This is a genomic window from Streptomyces cacaoi (genome assembly GCF_006539165.1).
Taxonomy (GTDB): Bacteria; Actinomycetota; Actinomycetes; order Streptomycetales; family Streptomycetaceae; genus Streptomyces; species Streptomyces cacaoi.
In genome coordinates, this window is the sequence record NZ_BJMM01000002.1 from 1 (window position 1) to 20166 (window position 20166).

Annotated in this window: 17 protein-coding genes; 7 read left to right on the plus strand and 10 right to left on the minus strand. The window is 73.5% G+C overall.

The annotated features are described in order from the left end of the window. Positions 1-51 precede the first annotated feature (51 nt). The 4 genes from SCA03_RS00520 to SCA03_RS00535 all read right to left on the minus strand — a co-directional run bounded on the left by SCA03_RS00520 (position 52) and on the right by SCA03_RS00535 (position 3957). Complete coding sequence (locus SCA03_RS00520) at positions 52-1269, minus strand: saccharopine dehydrogenase family protein (RefSeq protein ID WP_051856178.1); 1218 nt, start codon at positions 1267-1269, stop codon at positions 52-54. Positions 1270-1360: 91 nt separating this feature from the next. Then, the gene (locus tag SCA03_RS00525) at positions 1361-2239 is read right to left on the minus strand and encodes an Fpg/Nei family DNA glycosylase (RefSeq protein ID WP_086817176.1); all 879 of its coding nucleotides are present in this window, start codon (positions 2237-2239) and stop codon (positions 1361-1363) included. 52 nt (positions 2240-2291) lie between these two features. Beyond that, a complete protein-coding gene (locus SCA03_RS00530) occupies positions 2292-2717 on the minus strand; it encodes an OsmC family peroxiredoxin (protein WP_030890771.1) in 426 nt (141 codons plus the stop codon). Positions 2718-2907: 190 nt separating this feature from the next. Next, on the minus strand, positions 2908-3957 hold the full coding sequence (locus SCA03_RS00535) for an LLM class flavin-dependent oxidoreductase (protein WP_086817178.1): 1050 nt from the start codon (positions 3955-3957) through the stop codon (positions 2908-2910). A 369-nt stretch (positions 3958-4326) separates the two neighbouring features. Here SCA03_RS00535 and SCA03_RS00540 point away from each other — a divergent pair, with 369 nt between their 5' ends. Both SCA03_RS00540 and SCA03_RS00545 read left to right on the plus strand, forming a co-directional pair. Then, the gene (locus SCA03_RS00540; RefSeq protein ID WP_030879069.1) at positions 4327-4884 is read left to right on the plus strand and encodes a glycoside hydrolase family 25 protein; all 558 of its coding nucleotides are present in this window, start codon (positions 4327-4329) and stop codon (positions 4882-4884) included. A 548-nt stretch (positions 4885-5432) separates the two neighbouring features. Next, positions 5433-5696, plus strand: coding sequence for a hypothetical protein (locus SCA03_RS00545; RefSeq protein WP_159787933.1), 264 nt, complete (start codon positions 5433-5435; stop codon positions 5694-5696). Positions 5697-6185: 489 nt separating this feature from the next. On the opposite strand, the gene SCA03_RS00550 is transcribed toward SCA03_RS00545, so the two are convergent. From SCA03_RS00550 to SCA03_RS00575, 5 genes are all read right to left on the minus strand, one after another. Next, positions 6186-7676 (minus strand): CoA transferase, encoded by a 1491-nt coding sequence (locus tag SCA03_RS00550; RefSeq protein ID WP_141275188.1) that lies wholly within the window; start codon positions 7674-7676, stop codon positions 6186-6188. Between the two features lie 216 nt (positions 7677-7892). After that, positions 7893-8699 carry a DeoR/GlpR family DNA-binding transcription regulator gene (locus SCA03_RS00555; RefSeq protein ID WP_030879059.1) on the minus strand — a complete coding sequence of 269 codons (807 nt, stop codon included), beginning with the start codon at positions 8697-8699 and terminating at the stop codon, positions 7893-7895. Then, positions 8686-9579 (minus strand): class II fructose-bisphosphate aldolase, encoded by an 894-nt coding sequence (locus SCA03_RS00560; protein ID WP_030879055.1) that lies wholly within the window; start codon positions 9577-9579, stop codon positions 8686-8688. The genes SCA03_RS00555 and SCA03_RS00560 overlap by 14 nt, the downstream gene beginning before the upstream one ends. Before the next feature lie 48 nt (positions 9580-9627). Beyond that, positions 9628-10524, minus strand: coding sequence for an SIS domain-containing protein (locus SCA03_RS00565; RefSeq protein WP_030879053.1), 897 nt, complete (start codon positions 10522-10524; stop codon positions 9628-9630). A 322-nt stretch (positions 10525-10846) separates the two neighbouring features. After that, the gene (locus SCA03_RS00575) at positions 10847-11419 is read right to left on the minus strand and encodes a DUF1203 domain-containing protein (protein ID WP_086815192.1); all 573 of its coding nucleotides are present in this window, start codon (positions 11417-11419) and stop codon (positions 10847-10849) included. 168 nt (positions 11420-11587) lie between these two features. Here SCA03_RS00575 and SCA03_RS00580 point away from each other — a divergent pair, with 168 nt between their 5' ends. From SCA03_RS00580 to SCA03_RS00600, 5 genes are all read left to right on the plus strand, one after another. Next, positions 11588-13093 (plus strand): MFS transporter, encoded by a 1506-nt coding sequence (locus SCA03_RS00580; RefSeq protein WP_158102275.1) that lies wholly within the window; start codon positions 11588-11590, stop codon positions 13091-13093. 163 nt (positions 13094-13256) lie between these two features. After that, entirely contained in the window at positions 13257-14459 is a 1203-nt protein-coding gene (locus SCA03_RS00585; protein WP_107428973.1) for a CaiB/BaiF CoA transferase family protein, read from the plus strand. Further along, positions 14456-15598, plus strand: coding sequence for an acyl-CoA dehydrogenase family protein (locus SCA03_RS00590; RefSeq protein WP_030879040.1), 1143 nt, complete (start codon positions 14456-14458; stop codon positions 15596-15598). Before SCA03_RS00585 ends, SCA03_RS00590 begins: the two co-directional genes overlap by 4 nt. Positions 15599-15709: 111 nt before the next feature. Then, positions 15710-16924 (plus strand): acetyl-CoA C-acetyltransferase, encoded by a 1215-nt coding sequence (locus tag SCA03_RS00595; protein ID WP_030879036.1) that lies wholly within the window; start codon positions 15710-15712, stop codon positions 16922-16924. Positions 16925-17022: 98 nt separating this feature from the next. Continuing rightward, positions 17023-19197 carry a 3-hydroxyacyl-CoA dehydrogenase NAD-binding domain-containing protein gene (locus SCA03_RS00600; protein WP_086816966.1) on the plus strand — a complete coding sequence of 725 codons (2175 nt, stop codon included), beginning with the start codon at positions 17023-17025 and terminating at the stop codon, positions 19195-19197. A gap of 56 nt (positions 19198-19253) precedes the next feature. Here SCA03_RS00600 and SCA03_RS00605 read toward each other — a convergent pair whose 3' ends face one another. Next, positions 19254-20144 carry a MerR family transcriptional regulator gene (locus tag SCA03_RS00605; protein ID WP_086816964.1) on the minus strand — a complete coding sequence of 297 codons (891 nt, stop codon included), beginning with the start codon at positions 20142-20144 and terminating at the stop codon, positions 19254-19256. Positions 20145-20166: the final 22 nt, after the last annotated feature.

The following is a 20166-nucleotide window of genomic DNA, read 5'->3' on the forward strand; positions in this document are numbered from 1 at the left end:
GGCGGCCGGCTCCCGCCGCTCCCGGCCCGGCGGTCGGGGCCGGGAGCCGGCTCAGCCGGCCGCGGACGTGCCCGGGGCGTCCTCGGTGACCTCCAGGGTGCGGAACTCCAGGCCCGAGGCCGCCAGCCGGCCGATGAGCGCGTCCCCCATGGCCACGGCCGGTGTCACCTGCCCCGCCGTCCCGGGCAGTTCGTCGTGCGCCAGGCACAGCGCCGCCTCGCCGAGGATCCGCGCCGTCTCGTCGTACCCGGGGTCGCCGCCCGCGACCTCCGTCACCACACGACGGCCGCCGCCCCGCCCCGTGAAACGCAGCGAGAACCAACTGCGCGCCCGCCGCTGGGGATCCGGGCCCTCGCCCGGCGCGAGCCGCGCGGAGACGAACTTGCGCACCGACGGCACCTGGGCGGCCACGAACAGCGCGCCCAGCCCGGCGGCGGCGCCGGCGATCACCGGAAGATTCGGTGCCGCCACATACGGCCGGTAGGTGAACTCCGGCCCGTAGCGCTCCAGCGCGGCGGCCGAACGGGCCACGATCTGCGCGTCGATCGTCGGCATCGGCACCGCCCACGCGTCCAGGTCCGCCCGCCGGTGGACGGTTCCGAGCGGTGTGTGCACCCCGCGGTCGGCCGGGCGCGGATCGGCGGCCCTGCGGGCCTTCATGGCGCGCAGCGTACGGTCGGCGCGGGAGAGGCCGAGCATGATGCTCGCGAACGTCCCGCCGGAGACACGGGCGTTGGTCCGCAGACAGGCGTCGACGGTCAGCGGCACGCCCTCGGGCAGCTGCTCGACGGTGTGGAGCGCGCCCAGGTCCTGCGGCACGGAGTCGAAACCGGCCGCGTGCACCAGCCGGGCACCGGTCCGACGGGCCCGGCTGTGGTGGCGCAGATACATCAGATCGACGAACTCCGGCTCCCCGGACAGATCCAGATAGTCGGTGCCCGCGTCGGCGCAGGCGGCGACCAGCCGCGTCCCGTACCGGATGTACGGGCCGACCGTCGTCGCCACCACCCGGCCCTGCCGGGCCAGCCGGGCGAGCGCCTCGCTGTCGCCCGCGTCGGCCGTGAGCACACCCGCCTCCGCCGCCCGCGGATGCACCGCCGCCAGCCGCTCCCGCACGCCCTCCAGCTTCTCCCGGCTGCGGCCGGCCAGCGCCCAGCGGCAGTCCGCGGGCGCGTGCCCGGCCAGATACTGCGCCGTCAGCTCCCCGACGAAGCCCGACGCGCCGTACAGGATGACGTCGAACTCCCGCGTACCGCTCCGCACCGCCACGGCGGCCCTCCTCAACTCGCTTCCGGCGTACGCTCCGTTCCTACCCGGCGTCCGGCGGGGACCGCGAGGGGACGGGCCGGGCGGGCCCGGCTCACTTCAGCAGCCGCGACAGCCTCCGGTCGGCCAGCGGCTTGCCGCCCGTCTGGCAGGTGGGGCAGTACTCCAGCGAGGAGTCGCGGAAGGAGACCGAGCGGATGGTGTCCCCGCACACCGGACACCGCTCACCGGCCCGGCCGTGCACCCGCAGCCCGAGCCGCTTGCCCGCCTTCAACTGGCCGGCGTCCAGCCCCCGGGCCCGCCGCACGGCGTCGCCGAGCGTACGGGTCATGGCCTCGTACAGCGCCGTCAGTTCGTCCTCGCGCAGATCGGCGGCCAGCTTGAACGGGGACATCCGCGCCGCGTGCAGGATCTCGTCCGAGTACGCGTTGCCGATACCGGCGATGACCGACTGGTCCCGCAACAGCCCCTTGAGCTGCTGCCGTCTGCCCCGCAGCAGCGCCGCGAACTCCTCCCGGCCGAAGCCCGGGGCCAGCGGGTCGGGGCCCAGCCGCGCGATGCCCGGCACCTGCTCCGGCTCGCCGACCAGATACACCGCGAGCCGCTTCTGGGTGCCCGCCTCCGTGAGGTCGAAGCCGTCGGCCGCGCCGCCCTGCTCCGCCTCCAGCGCCACACGCAGCGCCAGCGGGCCCTTGCCCGGGCGGGGCGGCGCGGCCGGCAGGGAGTCCTGCCAGCGCAGCCAGCCCGCCCGGGCCAGATGGACGACGAGACGGAGCCCGCCGTCCACCGCCAGATCGAGGAACTTGCCGTGCCGTACGACCTCGCTGAACGTCCGCCCTTCGAGCGCGTCGAGCGGCGGATCGTACGTCTTGAGCACGCTCACCGCGACCGGCAGGACCCGGCCGACGGTGCGGCCGGCCAGCCGCTCGTCCAGAAAGCCCCGCAGGGCCTCGACCTCGGGGAGCTCCGGCATGGTGCTGCGCCTCCGTTCTGGCGCGTGCGGTCGTACGGCGGATACCGGCCGGTCAGGCCAGCTTGGCCTCGTGGGTGATCTCGGTGCCCTTGAGCGCCTGGCTGACCGGGCAGTTCTGCGCGGCCTCGGCGGCGGCCGCGGCGAACGCCGCCTGGTCGATCCCCGGCACCTCGCCCTCCACGGTGAGGTGGATGCCGGTGATGCCCGTGCCCGGCTGGAACGTGACCGAGGCGCGGGTGGTCAGCGTGGTGGGCGGCGTACCGGCGCTGGTCAGCCCGTTGGAGAGGGCCATCGAGAAGCAGCTGGAGTGCGCCGCGGCGATCAGCTCCTCCGGGCTCGTCCGGCCGGCCGGCTCCTCGGCCCGGGACGGCCAGGAGACCGACTGCTCGCCGATGCCCGACGAATCGAAGGAGACGGTGCCCGACCCCTCCATCAGGGTGCCGTTCCAGACGGTGTGGGCCGTGCGTGTGGTGGCCATGGTGGTCCTTCCGGTGACGTCTCGTGATCGGCTGTCGCGGCAGCGGAACGGCCCGCCCGCCGTGGCCGGCGGACCGCACCTGCCGCAGTACCCGATCCTGCTCCTTCACCGCCCGGACCGCGAATCCGCGGCCCTCGCCCCGCGCCCGGCACGCACACGGGCGCCGGGCGCGGGCACCTCCCGCCGGCCGTCAGACGAACTCCGGCATGATCCGGTCGTGGATGAGCCGGAGCTGTTCGTTCACGTCGGCGACCCCCTCCACGGTGCGCCCCGTGAACGCCTGCACGAGGATCCGGTCGGTGACGGCGCAGATGATGTGGTTGACGCCCGCCGGCGCGATCTGCTCACTGATCCTGGCGGCGCACTCCTCCGGCGTGCCCGCGATGGACAGCCGCTCCGCCAGCGACGGGGTCGTCAGCTCGATCCCGCGCGCCAGATCGCCCTCGGCGATGGCCGCGACCACCGGCTCCACCTCGGCCGGATCGACGCCGTTGCGGATCAGCTGCTCCGGCGGCATGGACGAGGCGTAGATACCGACCATGCTGCGCGCGGCGTCCTTCGCCGCGTCCCCGTCCGGGCCGGTCGCGAAGACCACCCACGCCCCGATGTCCAGCGCACGCCAGTCCTTCCCGGCCCGCTCGGCACCGGCCCTGATGTGCCGGACGGCGTACTCGTAGGCGGGGCGCGAGCAGCTCAGCGCGTGGTGACAGCCGTCGGACAGCTCCCCGGCGGCCTCGAAGGACCGCGGGCCGCGCATGGCACCCAGCTTCAGCGGCACCCGCTCCTGCACCGGGCGCGCGAAGGTGAACAGCCCGTCGTAGGTGTAGAACTCGCCGTGGTGCGTAATCGCGCCGTCCGCCAGGAGCGTACGGACGACGCCGAGCGCCTCCTTCGTCCGGGACAGCGGCTTCGTGCGCTTCCAGTCGACGCCGTACTGCGCGAGCAGCCCGAAGTTCCCGCTGGAGAGCACCGCTTCGGCCCGGCCGTCCGACAACTCGTCCAGCGTGGCCACCGCCTGGGCCACCAGCGACGGCTCCCGCAGCGTGACGGGTGTGACGCTCGGCCCCAGCCGGATGCGTTCGGTGCTGCCGGCCGCCGCGGCGAACAGCAGCCACATGTCCTTGTGCCAGGTCTCGTCGGCCGCGTAGCAGGCGTGGAAGCCCAGCTCGTCGGCGAGCCTGATGGAGGCCAGCGACTCGCGCAGCGGGTAGTCGGGGAGCATCGCGTAACTGAACTTCACTGGGGCCACCTTTTCCGTAGCGGCGGTGCCTCGGCCGCGCGCGGTGAGCCGGCGCGGGCCTCGGCGGTGCGAAGTGGGGCGCGGACGCGCAGATTGTGCCAACGCGGCGCCCGCCGGGGGAGAGGGCGGACGCGGTTGTGCGGGCGAGCGGACGGGGCTCGTGGAGCGTGCGCGCGGGGCGCCCCGCACCGCAACAGCGTCGATGGCCGGTGAGTGCGGCAGCGGTCCGCCGCGCTCACCGGGGTTCCATGCCGTTCCTTCACAACTTCCGCCCGGGGACCGCCCCTTGCAGAGGTACGGTGTGCGTCCCGGCGGGTATCACCGAGTAATCAGCACATCACCGGAGAGTGAACAAGGGGAAGGTGAAGCATGATCAAAGGGATCGATGTGTCCTCCTACCAGCCGGAGGACTACAGCACCAGGGGCATCGACTTCGTCTTCATCAAGGTGACCGAGGGCAAGTCGTACACGAACCCGAAGTGGGTCAAGCAGCGCAAGACCGCCCGCGACGCCGGACTGGTCACCGGCTTCTACCACTTCGTCCGCTCCGGCAGCATGAAGACCCAGGCCGACTACTTCCTCTCGAAGATCAACCTCGTCGCGGGCGACATGCTCGTCCTGGACTGGGAGGACCCCGACGTCGGCAACGGCGAGAAGGACGACTGGATCAAGTACGTCCAGGACAAGCGCCCGGACCACAAGGTGCTGCTCTACTGCAACCGCGACTTCTGGCTCAACCGGGACAAGACCTCGTTCGCGGGCGACGGGCTATGGATCGCGCACTACAACGGCAAGCCCGGCGAGCCCGGCATCAAGCACCGCTGGCGCTTCCACCAGTACACGAGCGAGCCCATCGACACCAACCTCGGCGACTTCGACAGCAAGGCCGCGCTGCGCTCCTGGGCCGGCGGCGACAAGAAGGAATAGAGCGACAACGGCGACAACCGACCGGCTTCCGCCGGGAGACCGGCAGCCTCCGGCTCCGCCGTGTGCGGGCGGCAGATACCCTCCCCTGCATGCCGGAAGCCGACGCGTCCTCCTCCCCAGCCCGCACCGTCTCCACCCGGGACCGCTCCGGGACCCCGCCGCACACCCCCGACCAGCCGCCCGCAGCCGACGCACCCCGTCCCGAACCGGGACCGCGCGCCGAGCAGGGAGCGGGCTCCGCCGCACACGGGCAGAGCCCGGAGCGGGGGCCGAGCGAGGGCGCAGGGTCGAGCGGGGGCGCGGGTCCGAGCGAGCCCGGAGGCCCGGGTGGGCTCGAAGGCCCGAGCGGGCCCGGAGGTCCGCGCGAGGGAGGTCCGCGCGAAGGCGGAGGGCCGGGTGAGGACCACGGCCCGGAGCGGGAGCCCGGCGCCGGAGCGCGGCCGGAGCAGCGGATAGCCGACGGCGAGAGGCCCGATCCGGACGAGCCCGCCACGACGGACGGACTCCCGACCGCCCCCGAGGAGCAGGAGGCAGACCTCCGGCCCTCATTGACCCCCCGTCAGGCCCGTCGGCTGCGGATCGTCCTGTCCGCCGCCGTCATGCTCGCCGTCGCCGTCGCCCTGATTCTGCGGCTGGGCTCGGAGCCCTCCGTGCTCACCGTCGGGTTCTACGGCATCGCGCTCGTGCTCTCCGGCACGGCCATCGTGCTCAGCCGCCGGGGACGCACCCGGGTGGCGACCGCGGTCCTCGGCGTGGGCTTCGCCGTCATCCTGGGCGGCGAATGGCTCCTCGGCTTCCCCGGAGGCATCTGAACCGGGCCCGTACGCAGGGGAGTCGGAGCCGGACTCCACGAGCCTCTGCGCACGGCGACCACGGTGAGCACGGCGACCACGACGCGCACGGCGATCACGTCTGCTCGGAGGCCCGTGGCCGTGCGGTACGGCAGCCGCCGACGCACGGAGACCATCCGAGAGCACAGCTCCCGCACGGAGCGCCCGGCCGACACACGGACGCCGTGGGCACACGGGATCCACGACCGGACGGCGCCGTCCCCGGCCACCGGACGGCGGGGGACCGCAGCCGGACGTGGGCGTCTCCGGGACGGAGCCGACCGGCGGCCCACACCGAGCACGCCCCGTCGGCCGGACGCGACCGACGCGGACGCGACCGGCGCGCGGATGCGACGAGTGTGCGGACGCGACCGGTGCGCGGGACGTGCGGCGCGGAGACGCGGGGTACGGGGACCCGGGCAGCGGGGTGCCGGGTACGGGAGGCGGGTTCCCGGGCGTGGTGATGTCGCGTCAGGACCAGGCGGCGGGATCGGCGCCGGCGGTGCCGGGGGGCCGGGACCAGTCGGCCGGGCCGGCGGAACCCGGCGAGCCGAAGCGCACCGGCGGCAGCACATACCGCAGCCGGCCCAGCGGACCGTCGGCCTCCGTCAACCACGGCGAGGGATCGAAATCCCCGGCGGGCACCGGCGCACCTCCCGGTTCGACCGTGGGCTCCGACGGCAGATCGTGCAGCAGCCAGTGTGCCGTACGCGCCAGCGCGACCCGCACCACCCGCGATCCGGCCGTACCCGCCCGCTGCTCGCTGAGCGCCCGCAGAAGACCGGCCGCCAGCAGATAGCCGGTCGCATGGTCCAGCGCCTGTGCGGGGAGGGCACCCGGCGCCGGGTCCGTGCCGGCCTCGTCGGGGGCGCCCGCCTCGATACGGGAGATCCCCGTCGCGGCCTGGACCAGGCTGTCGAAGCCGCGTCTGCGCTGCCAGGGCCCGGCGGTGCCCCAGGCGCTGAGCTGGCCGACCACCAGACCGGGCCGCCGGTCCGCCAGCGACTCGGGCGCCAGCCCGAACCTGTCCAGCGCACCCGGCCGGTACCCGGTCACCACGAGGTGCGCGCCGGACAGCAGTTCCTCGAACGTCGCCTGCCCGGACCGGCTGGAGAGATCCAGCAGCGTCGACCGCTTCCCCAGATCACCGTCGGCGTGCGCATCCACCAGCTCGGGCCGGTCGGGTGCGTCGATCCGCAGCACCTCGGCGCCCAGCAGGGCCAGCGTGCGGGTGGCGACCGGACCCGCGATGGTCCGCGTCAGATCCAGCACCCGCAGGCCCGCGAGCCCGCCCGGCCCCGCCTGCGCCCCCGGATCGAGCGGAGCGGCGGTGTCCAGCCGCGCGGAGCCCACCAGGGGCAGCCGGGCGACGGCGGCGCACTGCGGATGCGCGGCCCACTCGTCGGGCGTCCGCACGGCCACGGCCAGGCCGCCCGCGCCGAAGACGGTCTCCTCGACCTCGTGCGCCGAGCGCTCCGCCAGCTCCGCCGCCAGCCGTCCCACCGTGGCCTCGTCCTCGGCGGGACCGGGATCCGGCAGGCCGAGCGCCGCCAGCAGCCGGGCCCGGTGGTGCGGATAGTTGGCGTGCGTACGCACCCAGCCGTCGGCGACCGGCCAGAATCGGGAGAGCGGAGCGAAGTTGACCGGGGGGCGGCCGTCGGTACGGACGAGCCGGTCGCTGAGGAAGGCCGCGGCGACCGCGCCGTCATCCGTCTCGACCGGCGGTACCAGCTCACTGCCGGTACGCACCGCGAGGAACTCGGCGGCGGCCAGCGCGCACACCGACACCGTCGAAGAGGCCAGATCCAGCACGGGCAGCGCGGAGGGCAGCAGCCCCGGACGGCGCTCCCGCCGGATCCGGCCCGGCAGCGCCGGGTCCCCGCCGAGCGCGGCCCATGCCTGCGCGGGCCCCGGCTGAGCGGGTGAGCCGCCCGGGACGACCGGGCCGCTCGCGGCGCCCATGGCATCCGCCTCGACGGAACCGCGCCGCCCGGCGGCCTGCGCGTCTTCGGGCTCTACAGCGGGTGAGAACTGATCCATGCCGCGATTCTGGCACCGGACCCGCCCCGGGCCGGTGACGGCGGGGCACGAACGCCCAGGTTGCAACAGCCGACGACCCCCGATGGAGGCCTCCACACCCCCACCTGCACCCCTGGCCGCCGGCTCCGGCAGCGGTGTTCAGGAGCCTTCGGGGGGCTCCTCGGCGAGGACCAGGCGCAGGCCTTGCTCCTCGAACTCCTTGCGGCGGGCGGCGGTGATGCCGGTGTCGGTGAGGAACGTCTTGAAGAGCTCCGCGCCGCCCACCCGGGCGAAGCAGCGGTTGCCGATCTTCGACGAGTCGGCGACGACCACGGCACGCTCGGCCCGCTGGGCCATCAGACCGTTGATGCGGGCCTCCGCCTCGTCGTGCACCGTGGCGCCCGTCTGCGGATCCATCCCGTTGGCGCCGATGAAGGCCAGGTCCATCGAGATCTGCTGGAGTACGAGATCGCTGTAGGGCCCGGTGAGTTCGAAGGTGCGGGAGTGGGCGACGCCGCCGGTCAGAACGGTCTTGATCTGGGGCCGCACGGCCAGCTCGTTGGCGATGTTCAACGCGTTGGTGACGATCGTCAGATGCGGCTGGGGGCCCGGCTCCGCCAGATCGGGACGGGTCGCCAGGGCGCGGGCGATCTCCGTCGTCGTCGTGCCGCCGCTGAGTCCGACGACGTCTCCGCGCTCCACCATCTCGGCCGCCGTACGGGCCAGGGACTCCTTGGCCGCCGCGTGGTACCCCCGCTTGTAGCGGATCGGCAGATCGTAGGTGACCGCGCTGAGGACGGCTCCGCCCCGGGTCCGGGTGAGCAGTTGCTGCTCGGCCAGCGCGTCCATGTCCCGGCGCATGGTGGCGGCCGAGACCTCCAGCTCCGTGGCCGCCTCCTCCACGTCGACACTGCCGCGCTCGCCGAGCAGCTCCAGCAGAGCGTTCATCCGTTCATGGCGTTTCACCGCTCGTTCCCTCTCCCTGGCCGGCGGGCTGTGCGGCGGCCTCCGGGGCGCTGCCGAGGAGTTGCAGCAGCCGGGCCGCCTCCGTCGCGACGGCCTCACGCGCCGGAGCCACATACTTCCGAGAATCGATCAGCGCCGGATCCGCGTCCAGCGTCCCCCGCAGGCTACGGGTGAACGTGGAGACGAGGTGCGTCGATATGTTGATTTTCGTCATCCCCGCGGCGACCGCGGCACGCAGTTCCTCGTCCGGGACGCCCGAGGAACCGTGGAGGACGAGGGGGACGGGGAGGGCGGCGCGCAGGCTGCGGATCAGCTCGGTGTCCAGCTTCGCCGTCCGCTCCCGCATGGCGTGCGAGGAGCCCACGGCGACCGCCAGGGCATCGACGCCGGTGGCCGTCACGAACTCCAGCGCCTCCCCGGGATCCGTCCGTACGCCCGGCGCGTGCACCCCGTCCTTCCCGCCGACCTCCCCGAGCTCGGCCTCGACGAAGACGTCGCGGTCGTGGCACCAGGAGGTCAGCCGCCGGGTGGTGGCGAGGTTCTGCTCGTAGGGGAGGGTCGAGGCGTCGATCATCACCGAGCCGACACCGGCCTCCACGCCCTGGCGTACCAGCTCGGCCTCGGTGATGTGGTCCAGGTGCACCGAGACACCGGTGCGGGCCGCCTCGGCGAGGGCCAGGGTCGCCCTGGTGAGGGGCAGCAGACTGCCGTGGTAGCGCACGCAGTTCTCGCTGATCTGGAGAATGACGGGCACGCCCGTACGCTCGGCGGCGGTGACGAGCGCTTCGGCGGTCTCCAGGTGGATCACATTGAACGCGGCGGCTCCCACCCCGGCCGAGCGCGCCGAGGCCAGGATCGAGGCGGTGGATACAAGGGGCATGGCTCTTCCTCGGGTTGGCAGGGCTCAGGGCCGGGGGCGGGGGAGTGCTCAGTTCTCCAGCATCACGGAGCGGGTGAGGCTGCGGGGGTTGTCCGGGTCGAGGCCGCGGGCGCGGGCACGCTCCAGGGCGATGCGCTGCACCAGCACCAGATCGGCCAGCGGGTCGCGGGAGTGGCGGACAAACCGGGCGCCGGTGCCGGTGACTTCGGCGCTCAGCCCCTCCGGCTCCGCTCCGAAGAGCCAGGTGACCCGGCCCGGGGCGGCGATGGCTATCGGGCCGTGCCGGTACTCCATCGCGGGGTAGGACTCCGTCCAGCTCTGCGACGCCTCGCGCATCTTCAGCGCGGCCTCGCGGGCCAGGCCGTAGGTCCAGCCGGTGCCGAGGAAGGTGAACTGCTCGGCGTCGATCCACTCCTGCTCGACCGGCGCCTCCAGGGCCTCCCGTGCGTCCTGCACCGCGGTGCCGAGATCCTCGCCGAGGTGGGCGCGGAGCAGGGCGAGGGCGGAGGTGGCGAAGCGGGTCTGCACGACCGACTGCTCGTCGGCGAAGGGGAGTTCGACGGTGTGGTCGGAGAGCGGGGTGGCGGGGGTGTCGGGATCGCCGAGGATGCTGATGCTCGGGATGCGGCCGCGTGTCGACTCCAGCACCCGGAGCACCTCCGTCGTGGTGCCGGACCGGCTGATCGCCACCAGCGCGTCGTACCCCCGGGCCTCGCCGAGGGGGGCTTCGGAGGCGGCGAAGGCGTCCGTCACGCCCTGGCCGGCCGCCTCCCGCAGGGCCGCGTACGCCTGGGCCATGAACCACGAGGTGCCGCAGCCGACGACGGCCACGCGTGCGCCGGGGGCCGGGAGCCCCTTCTCCGCGGCGCCCAACTCCGCCGCGGTGCGCCACACCTCGGGCTGACTGTGCAGTTCCCGTTCCATGTGCGTTGCTGTCGCGCTCATGCGGTACCCCCTCCATGGCCGGGTCGGCCGTCACGATGGTGCATGCGTGTTAGTGCGTGAAATCCGACTGCTTCGCTCAACTTTACGCAAAGAACGGCGGGGGCGTCCATACCTCTTACGAGGGACGCCGGCCCCGTGCCGGGAGGCGGGCTGCCCTGTGCGGTCGTGGGGTGGCGCCGGGCGTGCGAACGCGCCGGAGGGGCGCGGGATCTCCGCGCCCCTCCGGGCAGTTCTCTGTCGGTCGAGTCGGTCGGGTCGGTCGGGTCGGTCGGGTCGGTCGAGTCGGTCGAGTCGGTCGGGCTGGTCGGCCGGTCGGGGCCGGTCACGGGTCCGTGCGGCGCGTCTCCACGAGGAAGCAGCCGAACTCCACGGCCCGTACGTGCACGGTGGCCACCCGGGGATCCGCGTACAGCTGGTCCAGGCCCTCCTCGATGGTCGGCGCGCCGTCCGGGCGGCTCCGGTCGAGCAGCAGCCCTCCGAGGATCCGTCCCTCGCCGGAGTAGGCGCGCAGTGTGCGGCGTTCGCCCCGCATCGCGTCGGGGAAGCGGCCGTGGGGCGTGCCGGGGTCTCCGCCGCAGTCGTGCGCGTGCAGGAAGACCGGGCCCGACTCGTCGTACGCGGCGGGGTCGGCGCCCGTCTCGCGTGCCCAGCGCCGCAGCGGTGCGTACGAGGCGAAGGCCAAGGTCTCGCCGGGCGTGCTGCGTCCGAAGCAGCAGCGCAGCGGGTTGCCGCCGTCGGTGTCGGTGATCCGCCGGGTGGCCGCCCCGGTGTCGTCCCGCTCGCGCAGCTGAGCGAGGAGTTCGGCGGGCAGCGGGTGCACCGCCCAGTGGGCGGCGGAACGGGGGTCCGTGGTGTCCGTGCCGGGGGTGCGGTGTGTGGCGTGCGGTGTGCTCATGGTCTCCAGGTTCCGTCGTTCCGGGCGGCGTCGCTGGCGGAAATACGGCGTCGCGTTCCGCCCGGTGAGACGGCGCGGAAAGGGCGTTGACGGGCTCGCGCGGGGATTTCTACGCTCACATCACAAGACAGAGAGTTTCAATATGTGAGACGCGGAATGTGGGACGCGATGAGTGAACAGCCTCTCCGTGCGGCTTCTGACGGGGCAGCGGTCTTCGACCGGGCGCCGGGCGCGGCCACGGGCCGGCCGCGGGGCCGCGCCCGGCCCCTGCTCGGGTTCACCGGGATCTGCCTCGGCTACTTCGTGATCATCCTGGACGGCAGCGTGCTCAACGTCGCCGTGCCCACCATCCGTGCGGGCCTGGGCAGTTCGATGGCCGGTGCCCAGTGGGTGCTGAACGCGTACACGCTCACGCTGGCCGCCCTGCTGCTCACCGCCGGGGCGCTGGGCGACCGGATGGGCCTGCGGCGGATGCTGCTGGGAGGGCTCGCGGTGTTCGCGCTCGCGTCGGCGGCCTGCGCCGCCGCGCAGGGCACCGCCGCACTCGTGGCGGCCCGTGCCGCGCAGGGCACCGCCGCACTCGTGGCGGCCCGTGCCGTGCAGGGCATCGGGGCCGCCGCGCTGCTGCCCGCGACGCTGGCGCTGATCCCGCATCTGTTCCCGGCGGCGGCCGCCCGGTCCCGCGCCACGGTCGTCTGGGTCGCGACGGGGGCGATATCGATGGCCGTCGGGCCGCTCGTCGGCGGCGTCCTCGTCGACACCGTCGGCTGGCGGTCCATCTTCCTGATCAACCTGCCGCTCGGCGTCGCCGGGATCCTCCTGGTGCGGGCCGGGGTGGCCGAGACACCCAGGCGCCGTACGCCGGTCGACCGGGCGGGGCAGATCGCCGCCGCGCTGACGCTCGCGTCCCTGACGGCCGGGCTGGTGCAGGCCGGTTCGGCGGGCTGGTCAGCGCCCGTCACCCTGGGGCTGCTCGCCGGATCGGCCGTCGCGGGGGCGTGGTTCGTGTGGTGGGCGCGCCGGGCGCCGCATCCGATGCTGCCGCCGTCGTTCTTCGCCGTCCGCATCAGGACGTCGGCCGTCGCGAGCGCGGGCCTGATGGGATTCGTCTTCTACGGGGCGCTGTTCGTGATGTCCCTGTACTTCCAGCAGCTGCGCGGCTGGTCGGCGGCCGGGGCCGGGGTGGCTCTGCTGCCGATGACCGTGGGCAGCACCGTCGGCCCGCTGCTGCTGTACCGGCCGCTGTCCGAGCGCTTCGGTCACCGCCTCCTGCTGCCCGCCGGGTTCGTGTGCTGTGCGGCCGGAGTCGTGACCCTGGCGCTCGCCGGTCCCGACGCGCCGTACTCCGCAACAGCTGTGGGACTGCTGCTCATCGGGGTCGCCAGCACGATGGCCTTCTCCGCGCTGACGTCGCTGCTGATGGCGAACGTCCCGCAGGAGCTGTCGGGGTTGGCGTCGGGGGTGCAGAACACCAGCCGGCAGAGCGGGGCGCTCATCGCCGTCGCGGTCCTGGGCGCGCTGCTGAACGGCTCCTCGCCGCGGCAGGGGCTGCCGGCCGCCTTCGCCGTCCTCGTGGGCGCCGTCCTGCTCGGTGTCGCCGTCGGCGTGTGCGCCCTGCGGGCCGCCGGTACGGCCGGGCGGGAGCACGCCGGCCAGGGAGGGTCTTCCGAGTAGCGGCGTCCGCCCGTCGGGCAGGCGGGACTTCGCCGACACGACCTGGGGGCGCGGGGTGGCGCGGAACGGCTGGTGCTCCGGCCGTCCCGGGTCTTGTGGAACGGAAAAGCGGTTCTTAGCATTCCTGGTGTTACATCAGATGTGTCACAGCGCTGGGGGCTTGATGACAGCAGCCGGAGAGCAGTCCCGTTCCGGCCCGCGGCCCTCCTCCGGGCCCGGGCCGGCCGGTCCCCTCGCCGGGGTGCGGGTCGTGGAGCTGGCGGGAATCGGGCCCGGCCCGTTCGCGGCCATGACGCTGGCCGATCTGGGCGCCGATGTGGTGCGCGTCGACCGGCCGGGCGGCGGGGGCCTCGCGATCCCGCACCGGCACGACGTCACCAACCGCAACAAGCGCTCCGTGCTGCTGGATCTCAAGCAGCCGGCGGGGGTCGAGGCCGTGCTCGCCCTCGCCGAGCGGGCCGACATCCTCGTCGAGGGCTTCCGGCCGGGGGTCGCCGAGCGGCTCGGTGTGGGCCCCGACGCCTGTCTGGCCCGCAACTCCCGGCTGGTGTACGGCCGGATGACCGGCTGGGGCCAGGACGGCCCGCTGGCGCACCGCGCCGGGCACGACATCGGCTACATCGCCGTCACCGGCGCGCTCGGCATGACGGGCGCGCCCGACGGCCCGCCGTACGCCCCGGCCAATCTTCTGGGCGACTACGCGGGAGGCGCGCTCTACCTCGTCATCGGGGTGCTGGCGGCGCTCCAGCACGCCCGCGCCGAGGGCGGCGCCGGGCAGGTGGTGGACGCCGCGATCGTCGACGGGACGAGCCATCTGACGGCGATGATCCAGGGGATGCTCGCCGCGGGCGGCTGGCAGGACCGGCGCGGCGCGAATCTGCTGGACGGCGGCGCGCCGTTCTACGGCACCTACGCCACCAAGGACGGCGGATACATGGCCGTCGGCGCCCTGGAGCCCAAGTTCTACGCCGAGTTCGTACGGCTGCTCGGTCTCGCCGAACAGGCACCGGCGCGGGACGACCCCGCCGCCTGGGCCGCGCTGCGCGAGGCCGTCGCGGCGCGCTTCGCCTCCCGCACCCGCGCGGAGTGGACGCGGGTGTTCGAGGACTCCGACGCCTGTGTGGCGCCCGTCCTCTCCCTCACCGAGGCGCCCCACCACCCCCATCTCGCCGCCCGGGGCACCTATGTCGACCACGCGGGCATCACCCAGCCGGCGCCCGCACCCCGGTTCTCCGCCACCCCCACCGCCGTCGCCTCGGGCCCCGCCCGGCCCGGCGCGCACGCCGCCGAGGTGGCCAGGGACTGGGCGGCGCCCGAGGTCGAGGCGGCGGCCCTACCGTCCGAAGGAGCGCAGTCCACCCCATGAAGCGCCGCATCTTCACCGAGGAGCACGAGGCGTTCCGCGCCACGGTCCGCACCTTTCTGGCCAAGGAGGTCGAGCCGCACTACGAGCAGTGGGAGCGGGACGGCATCGTCTCGCGGGAGGCGTGGCGGGCCGCCGGCCGGCAGGGGCTGCTGGGCATGGCCGTCCCGGAGGAGTACGGCGGCGGGGGCGAGCCGGACTTCCGGTACGCGGCCGTGCTCACCGAGGAGTTCGCCCGGGCGGGCGCCGCCGGGCTGGCCGTCGGGCTGCACAACGACATCGTCGGGCCGTATCTGACCGGCCTGGCCACCGAGGAGCAGAAGCGCCGCTGGCTGCCGGGCTTCTGCTCCGGGGAGACCGTCACCGCGATCGCCATGACCGAACCCGGCGCCGGCTCCGACCTCCAGGGCATACGCACGACGGCGGAGGAGCACGGCGACCACTGGGTGCTCAACGGCTCGAAGACGTTCATCTCCAACGGCATCCTCGCCGACCTCGTGATCGTCGTGGCGCGGACGACGCCGGAGGGCGGGGCGCACGGGCTGAGTCTGTTCGTCGTCGAGCGGGGTGCGGAGGGCTTCGAGCGGGGCCGTAATCTGGCCAAGATCGGCCAGCACGCCCAGGACACCGCCGAGTTGTTCTTCCACGACGTGCGGGTGCCGAAGGAGAATCTGCTCGGCGAGCTGAACGGCGCGTTCGTCCACCTCATGACGCATCTGGCGCAGGAGCGGATGGGCATCGCGGTCGCGGGGATCGCCGCCGCCGAGCAGCTGCTGGAGATCACCACGGCGTACGTCAAGGAGCGCGAGGCGTTCGGCCGTCCGCTCGCCAGGCTCCAGCACATCCGCTTCGAGATCGCGGAGATGGCCACGGAGTGCGCCGTGACGCGCTCCTTCCTGGACCGCTGCATCGAGGACCACGCGAACGGCGAACTGGACGCCACGCACGCCTCGATGGCCAAGTGGTGGGCGACCGAGCTGCAAAAGCGCGTCGCCGACCGCTGCCTCCAACTCCACGGCGGATACGGGTACATGAGCGAGTACCCCGTCGCCCGGGCGTTCACCGACGGCCGTATCCAGACCATCTACGGCGGGACCACCGAGATCATGAAGGAGATCATCGGCCGTTCGCTGCTCGGCTGAACCCCGCCGCCCCGCCGCCCCGCCGCCCCGCCGCACGCCTGACGCGCTCCACGCCCCACGCCCCGCACCGGGCACCGGCCCCGCACCCGTACACCCGAGAAAGGCACCACAGTGACCAGCGAAGCGTATGTCTACGACGCCCTCCGCACCCCGCGCGGGCGCGGCAAGGCGAACGGCGCCCTGCACGGCACGAAGCCCGTCGACCTCGTGGTCGGCCTCATCCACGCGCTGCGCGAGCGGCTGCCCGGGCTCGACCCGCAGGCCATCGACGACGTGGTGCTCGGCGTCGTGGGGCCGGTCGGTGACCAGGGCTCCGACATCGCCAAGATCGCCGCGCTCGCCGCCGGGCTGCCCGACACCGTCGCCGGCGTCCAGGAGAACCGCTTCTGCGCCTCGGGCCTGGAAGCCGTCAACCTGGCCGCTGCGAAGGTGCGTTCGGGCTGGGAGGATCTGATCCTGGCCGGCGGGGTGGAGTCCATGTCCCGGGTCGCGATGGGCAGCGACGGCGGAGCCTGGTTCAACGACCCGATGACGAGCTTCGAGACGGGGTTCGTCCCGCAGGGCATCGGCGCCGACCTCATCGCCACCGTCGAGGGCTTCAGCCGCCGCGACGTCGACGAGTACGCCGCGCGCTCCCAGGAACTGGCGGCGGCGGCCTGGAAGGACGACCGCTTCGCGCGCTCCGTCGTACCGGTGCGCGACCGCAACGGGCTCACCGTGCTGGACCGCGACGAGCACATCAGGCCCGGCACCACCGCCGACTCCCTCGCCGGGCTCAAGCCGTCCTTCGCCGCCATCGGCGACATGGGCGGCTTCGACGCCGTCGCGTTGCAGAAGTACCACTGGATCGAGCGGATCGACCATGTGCACCACGCGGGCAACTCCTCGGGCATCGTGGACGGTTCGGCGCTGGTCGCCATCGGCAACGAGGAGGTCGGGCGGCGCTTCGGGCTGACCCCGCGGGCCCGTATCGTCTCCGCCGCGGTCTCCGGGGCCGACCCGACGATCATGCTGACCGGCCCGGCGCCCGCTTCCCGCAAGGCCCTCGCCAAGGCCGGGCTGACGATCGACGACATCGACCTCGTGGAGATCAACGAGGCGTTCGCCGCGGTCGTGCTGCGGTTCGCCCGCGACATGGACCTGCCGCTGGAGAAGATCAACGTCAACGGCGGCGCCATCGCCATGGGGCACCCGCTGGGCGCGACCGGGGCGATGATCCTCGGCACGGTCGTGGACGAACTGGAGCGCCGGGACCGGCGCTACGGGCTGGTGACGCTCTGCGTGGGCGGCGGCATGGGCATCGCCACCGTCGTCGAGCGGCTGTAGAGCCGGCCGCCGCCGGCCGCCGGCCGGCCTCCCGATCCGCGACGAACCGGGCCGCCGCGACGCGCGCGGGCCCGCACCGACCTTGGAGACGACCAGAAATGCCCGAGTCCACCACCATCCGCTGGGACCGCGACAGCGACGGTGTCGTCACGCTCACGCTCGACGACCCCGACCAGTCCGCCAACACCGTGAACGCGGCCTTCCAGACCTCGCTCACCGCGATCGCCGACCGGCTGGAGGCCGAACGCGACGAGGTACGCGGCGTCATCGTCACCTCCGCCAAGAAGACGTTCTTCGCCGGGGGCGATCTGCGGCTGCTGATCCAGGCGCGCCCGCAGGACGCCGAGGAGGTGTTCGAGCGGAGCATGGGCGTCAAACGCGACCTGCGCCGTATCGAGACCCTCGGGAAGCCGGTCGTGGCCGCCCTCAACGGGGCCGCGCTGGGCGGCGGCCTGGAGCTGGCGCTCGCCTGCCACCACCGTGTCGCCCTCGACGCGCCCGGCTCGAAGATCGGCTGCCCGGAGGCCACGCTCGGGCTGCTGCCCGCCGGGGGCGGCGTCACCCGCACCGTACGGATGCTCGGTGTCGCCGACGCGCTGCTCAAGGTGCTCCTCCAAGGGCAGCAGTACACCCCGCACCGGGCCCGGGAGGCCGGCCTGGTCGACGAGGTGGCCGGAACGCCGGAGGAGATGCTCGCGGCGGCGCGGGCGTACATCGAGGCGCACCCCGAGGCACGCCAGCCCTGGGACGAGGACGGGTACAAGATCCCCGGCGGTACCCCGGCGCACCCGAAGTTCGCCGCGAACCTGCCGGCGTTCCCCGCGAACCTCAAGAAGCAGACGGCGGGCGCCCCCTACCCCGCGCAGCGCAACATCCTGGCGGCGGCCGTCGAGGGCTCCCAGGTGGACTTCGAGACGGCACAGGTCATCGAGAGCCGCTACTTCGTCGAGCTGGTCACCGGCCAGATCTCCAAGAACATGATCCAGGCGTTCTTCTTCGACCTCCAGGCCGTCAACGCCGGGCGCAGCCGGCCGCGCGGCGTCGAGGAGCGCACCGTACGCAAGGTCGGCGTGCTCGGCGCCGGGATGATGGGCGCGGGCATCGCCTACGTCTGCGCCAAGGCCGGGATCGACGTCGTCCTCAAGGACGTCTCCGCCGAGGCCGCGCAGAAGGGAAAGGCGTACGCCGAGCAGCTCCAGGACAAGGCGCTGGCGCGCGGCAGGACGACGCAGGAGAAGCGGGACGCGCTGCTCGCCCGGATCGCCCCGACCGCCGATCCGCGGGACCTCGCGGGATGCGATGCCGTGATCGAGGCGGTGTTCGAGGACCAGGCGCTCAAGCACAAGGTGTTCCAGGAGATCCAGGACATCGTCGAACCCGATGCGCTGCTGTGCTCCAACACCTCCACCCTGCCCATCACCGCGCTCGCCGAAGGCGTCGAGCGGCAGGGGGACTTCATCGGTCTGCACTTCTTCTCGCCCGTCGACAAGATGCCGCTCGTCGAGATCATCAAGGGCGGGCAGACCGGTGACACGGCGCTGGCCCGCGCCTTCGACCTGGTCCGGCAGATCCGCAAGACGCCGATCGTCGTGAACGACTCGCGCGGCTTCTTCACCTCGCGGGTGATCGGCCACTTCCTCGACGAGGGCATCGCGCTGCTCGCCGAGGGCGTCGCCCCGGCCACCGTCGAGCAGGCCGCCGCCCAGGCCGGCTACCCGGCCAAGGTGCTCTCCCTGATGGACGAGCTGACGTTCACGCTGCCCCGGAAGATCCGCCAGGAGACCCGGCAGGCGCTGCGTGCCGAGGGCGAGGATCTGCCCGTGCACCCCGCCGAGGCCGTACTCGACCGCATGATCGACGAGTTCGGGCGCACCGGACGCAGCGGGGGAGCGGGCTTCTACGACTACGACGAGGAGGGCCGGCGCACCGGGCTGTGGCCCGGCCTGCGCGAGCACTTCGGCACGGCCGGGGACCCGGGCATCCCGCTGAAGGACATGCAGGAGCGGATGCTCTTCGCGGAGGCGCTGGACACCGTCAGGCTCTTCGAGGAGGGCGTGCTGACCTCCGTCGCCGACGCCAACATCGGCTCGATCATGGGCATCGGCTTCCCCGCCTGGACCGGCGGTGTCCTCCAGTACATCAACGGCTACGAGGGCGGCCTGCCCGGCTTCGTGGCGCGGACGAAGGAGCTGGCCGAGCGGTACGGGGACCGGTTCGCCGTGCCCGCGCTGCTCGCCGAGAAGGCCGATCGGGGCGAGGTCTTCGCGGACTGAGCGGCACGTGCGGGGCCCGTGCCCGCGGCCCGAGGGGGCGCGGGCACACCGCCGGTTCAGCCGTCGGCGCCCGGCTCGTCCCCGCGCGCGCTCCCGGTACGCGGGGCGCTCTCGGCCGGGAACGCCTCGCGCAGCTCCTCCTTCATCGACCGCTGGAAGGCGGTGAGCAGCGCCTGGACCACCATCGGTTGCAGATGCGCGGACAGCGACTTCATCCGCTCCACCCGCTCGGGGTCGCTCTCGTGGGCGCGGTAGGGCTCCCACACCTCCTGTTTGAACAGCCGGCTCAACTCCCGTGCGGCGGACCGCGCGTGGTCGAGCGTGACCCGGCGGGCCGCGAGGATGGCCTCGTGCGAGACGGGGACGTCCAGCAGCCGCACGCCCAGCTGCACCAGCGCCGGGTCGACGCGGAAGACGTCCGGTTCCTCGGTGCGGGCGAGCACGCTCATGGCCGCGAGCCGGTCGATGTCGTCCTCGGTCAGCGCCCGCCCGACGCGCCCCTCCAACTGGGCGCGCGTCGTCTCGTCGACGGTGTCCGGCATCCAGGAGGCCACGACCGCGCGGTGGATGGCCAGATCGTGGGCGCTGAGGTCGTCCGGCAGCCGCTGGAGGTAGCGCTCGATGGCGGCGAGCGTCATGCCCTGGTTCTGCAACTCCTCTATCAGCGCCAGGCGCGAGAGGTGCTCGGCCCCGTACCGGCCCACGCGGCGGGGGCCGATGGTGGGCGGCGGCAGCAGACCGCGGGTGCCGTAGAAGCGGACGGTCCGCACGGTCACCCCTGCGCGGGCGGCCAGTTGATCGACGGTGAGGCCGTCGGCGGGGTCCGCCGCTGCGGCCTGCGCGCCCTCGGCGGGTGCGGTGCGCCGCGTCAACGGTGCCGGCCGGGACGACCGGGACGGTTGCACTTCCGCCGTTTCGTCACGTGCGGTGCCGTTCGCTGGTTCCATGTACGGGTGCCCCTCCCACCGC

Coding starts and splice junctions, on each gene's coding strand:
- SCA03_RS00575 (WP_086815192.1), bottom strand. CDS start 11,419: ATGAGCACACCGCACGCCACACACCGCACCCCCGGCACGGACACCACG.
- SCA03_RS00540 (WP_030879069.1), top strand. CDS start 4,327: ATGATCAAAGGGATCGATGTGTCCTCCTACCAGCCGGAGGACTACAGC.
- SCA03_RS00525 (WP_086817176.1), bottom strand. CDS start 2,239: ATGCCGGAGCTCCCCGAGGTCGAGGCCCTGCGGGGCTTTCTGGACGAG.
- SCA03_RS00560 (WP_030879055.1), bottom strand. CDS start 9,579: ATGCCCCTTGTATCCACCGCCTCGATCCTGGCCTCGGCGCGCTCGGCC.
- SCA03_RS00605 (WP_086816964.1), bottom strand. CDS start 20,144: ATGGAACCAGCGAACGGCACCGCACGTGACGAAACGGCGGAAGTGCAA.
- SCA03_RS00530 (WP_030890771.1), bottom strand. CDS start 2,717: ATGGCCACCACACGCACGGCCCACACCGTCTGGAACGGCACCCTGATG.
- SCA03_RS00580 (WP_158102275.1), top strand. CDS start 11,588: ATGAGTGAACAGCCTCTCCGTGCGGCTTCTGACGGGGCAGCGGTCTTC.
- SCA03_RS00585 (WP_107428973.1), top strand. CDS start 13,257: ATGACAGCAGCCGGAGAGCAGTCCCGTTCCGGCCCGCGGCCCTCCTCC.
- SCA03_RS00600 (WP_086816966.1), top strand. CDS start 17,023: ATGCCCGAGTCCACCACCATCCGCTGGGACCGCGACAGCGACGGTGTC.
- SCA03_RS00590 (WP_030879040.1), top strand. CDS start 14,456: ATGAAGCGCCGCATCTTCACCGAGGAGCACGAGGCGTTCCGCGCCACG.
- SCA03_RS00550 (WP_141275188.1), bottom strand. CDS start 7,676: ATGGGCGCCGCGAGCGGCCCGGTCGTCCCGGGCGGCTCACCCGCTCAG.
- SCA03_RS00565 (WP_030879053.1), bottom strand. CDS start 10,524: ATGAGCGCGACAGCAACGCACATGGAACGGGAACTGCACAGTCAGCCC.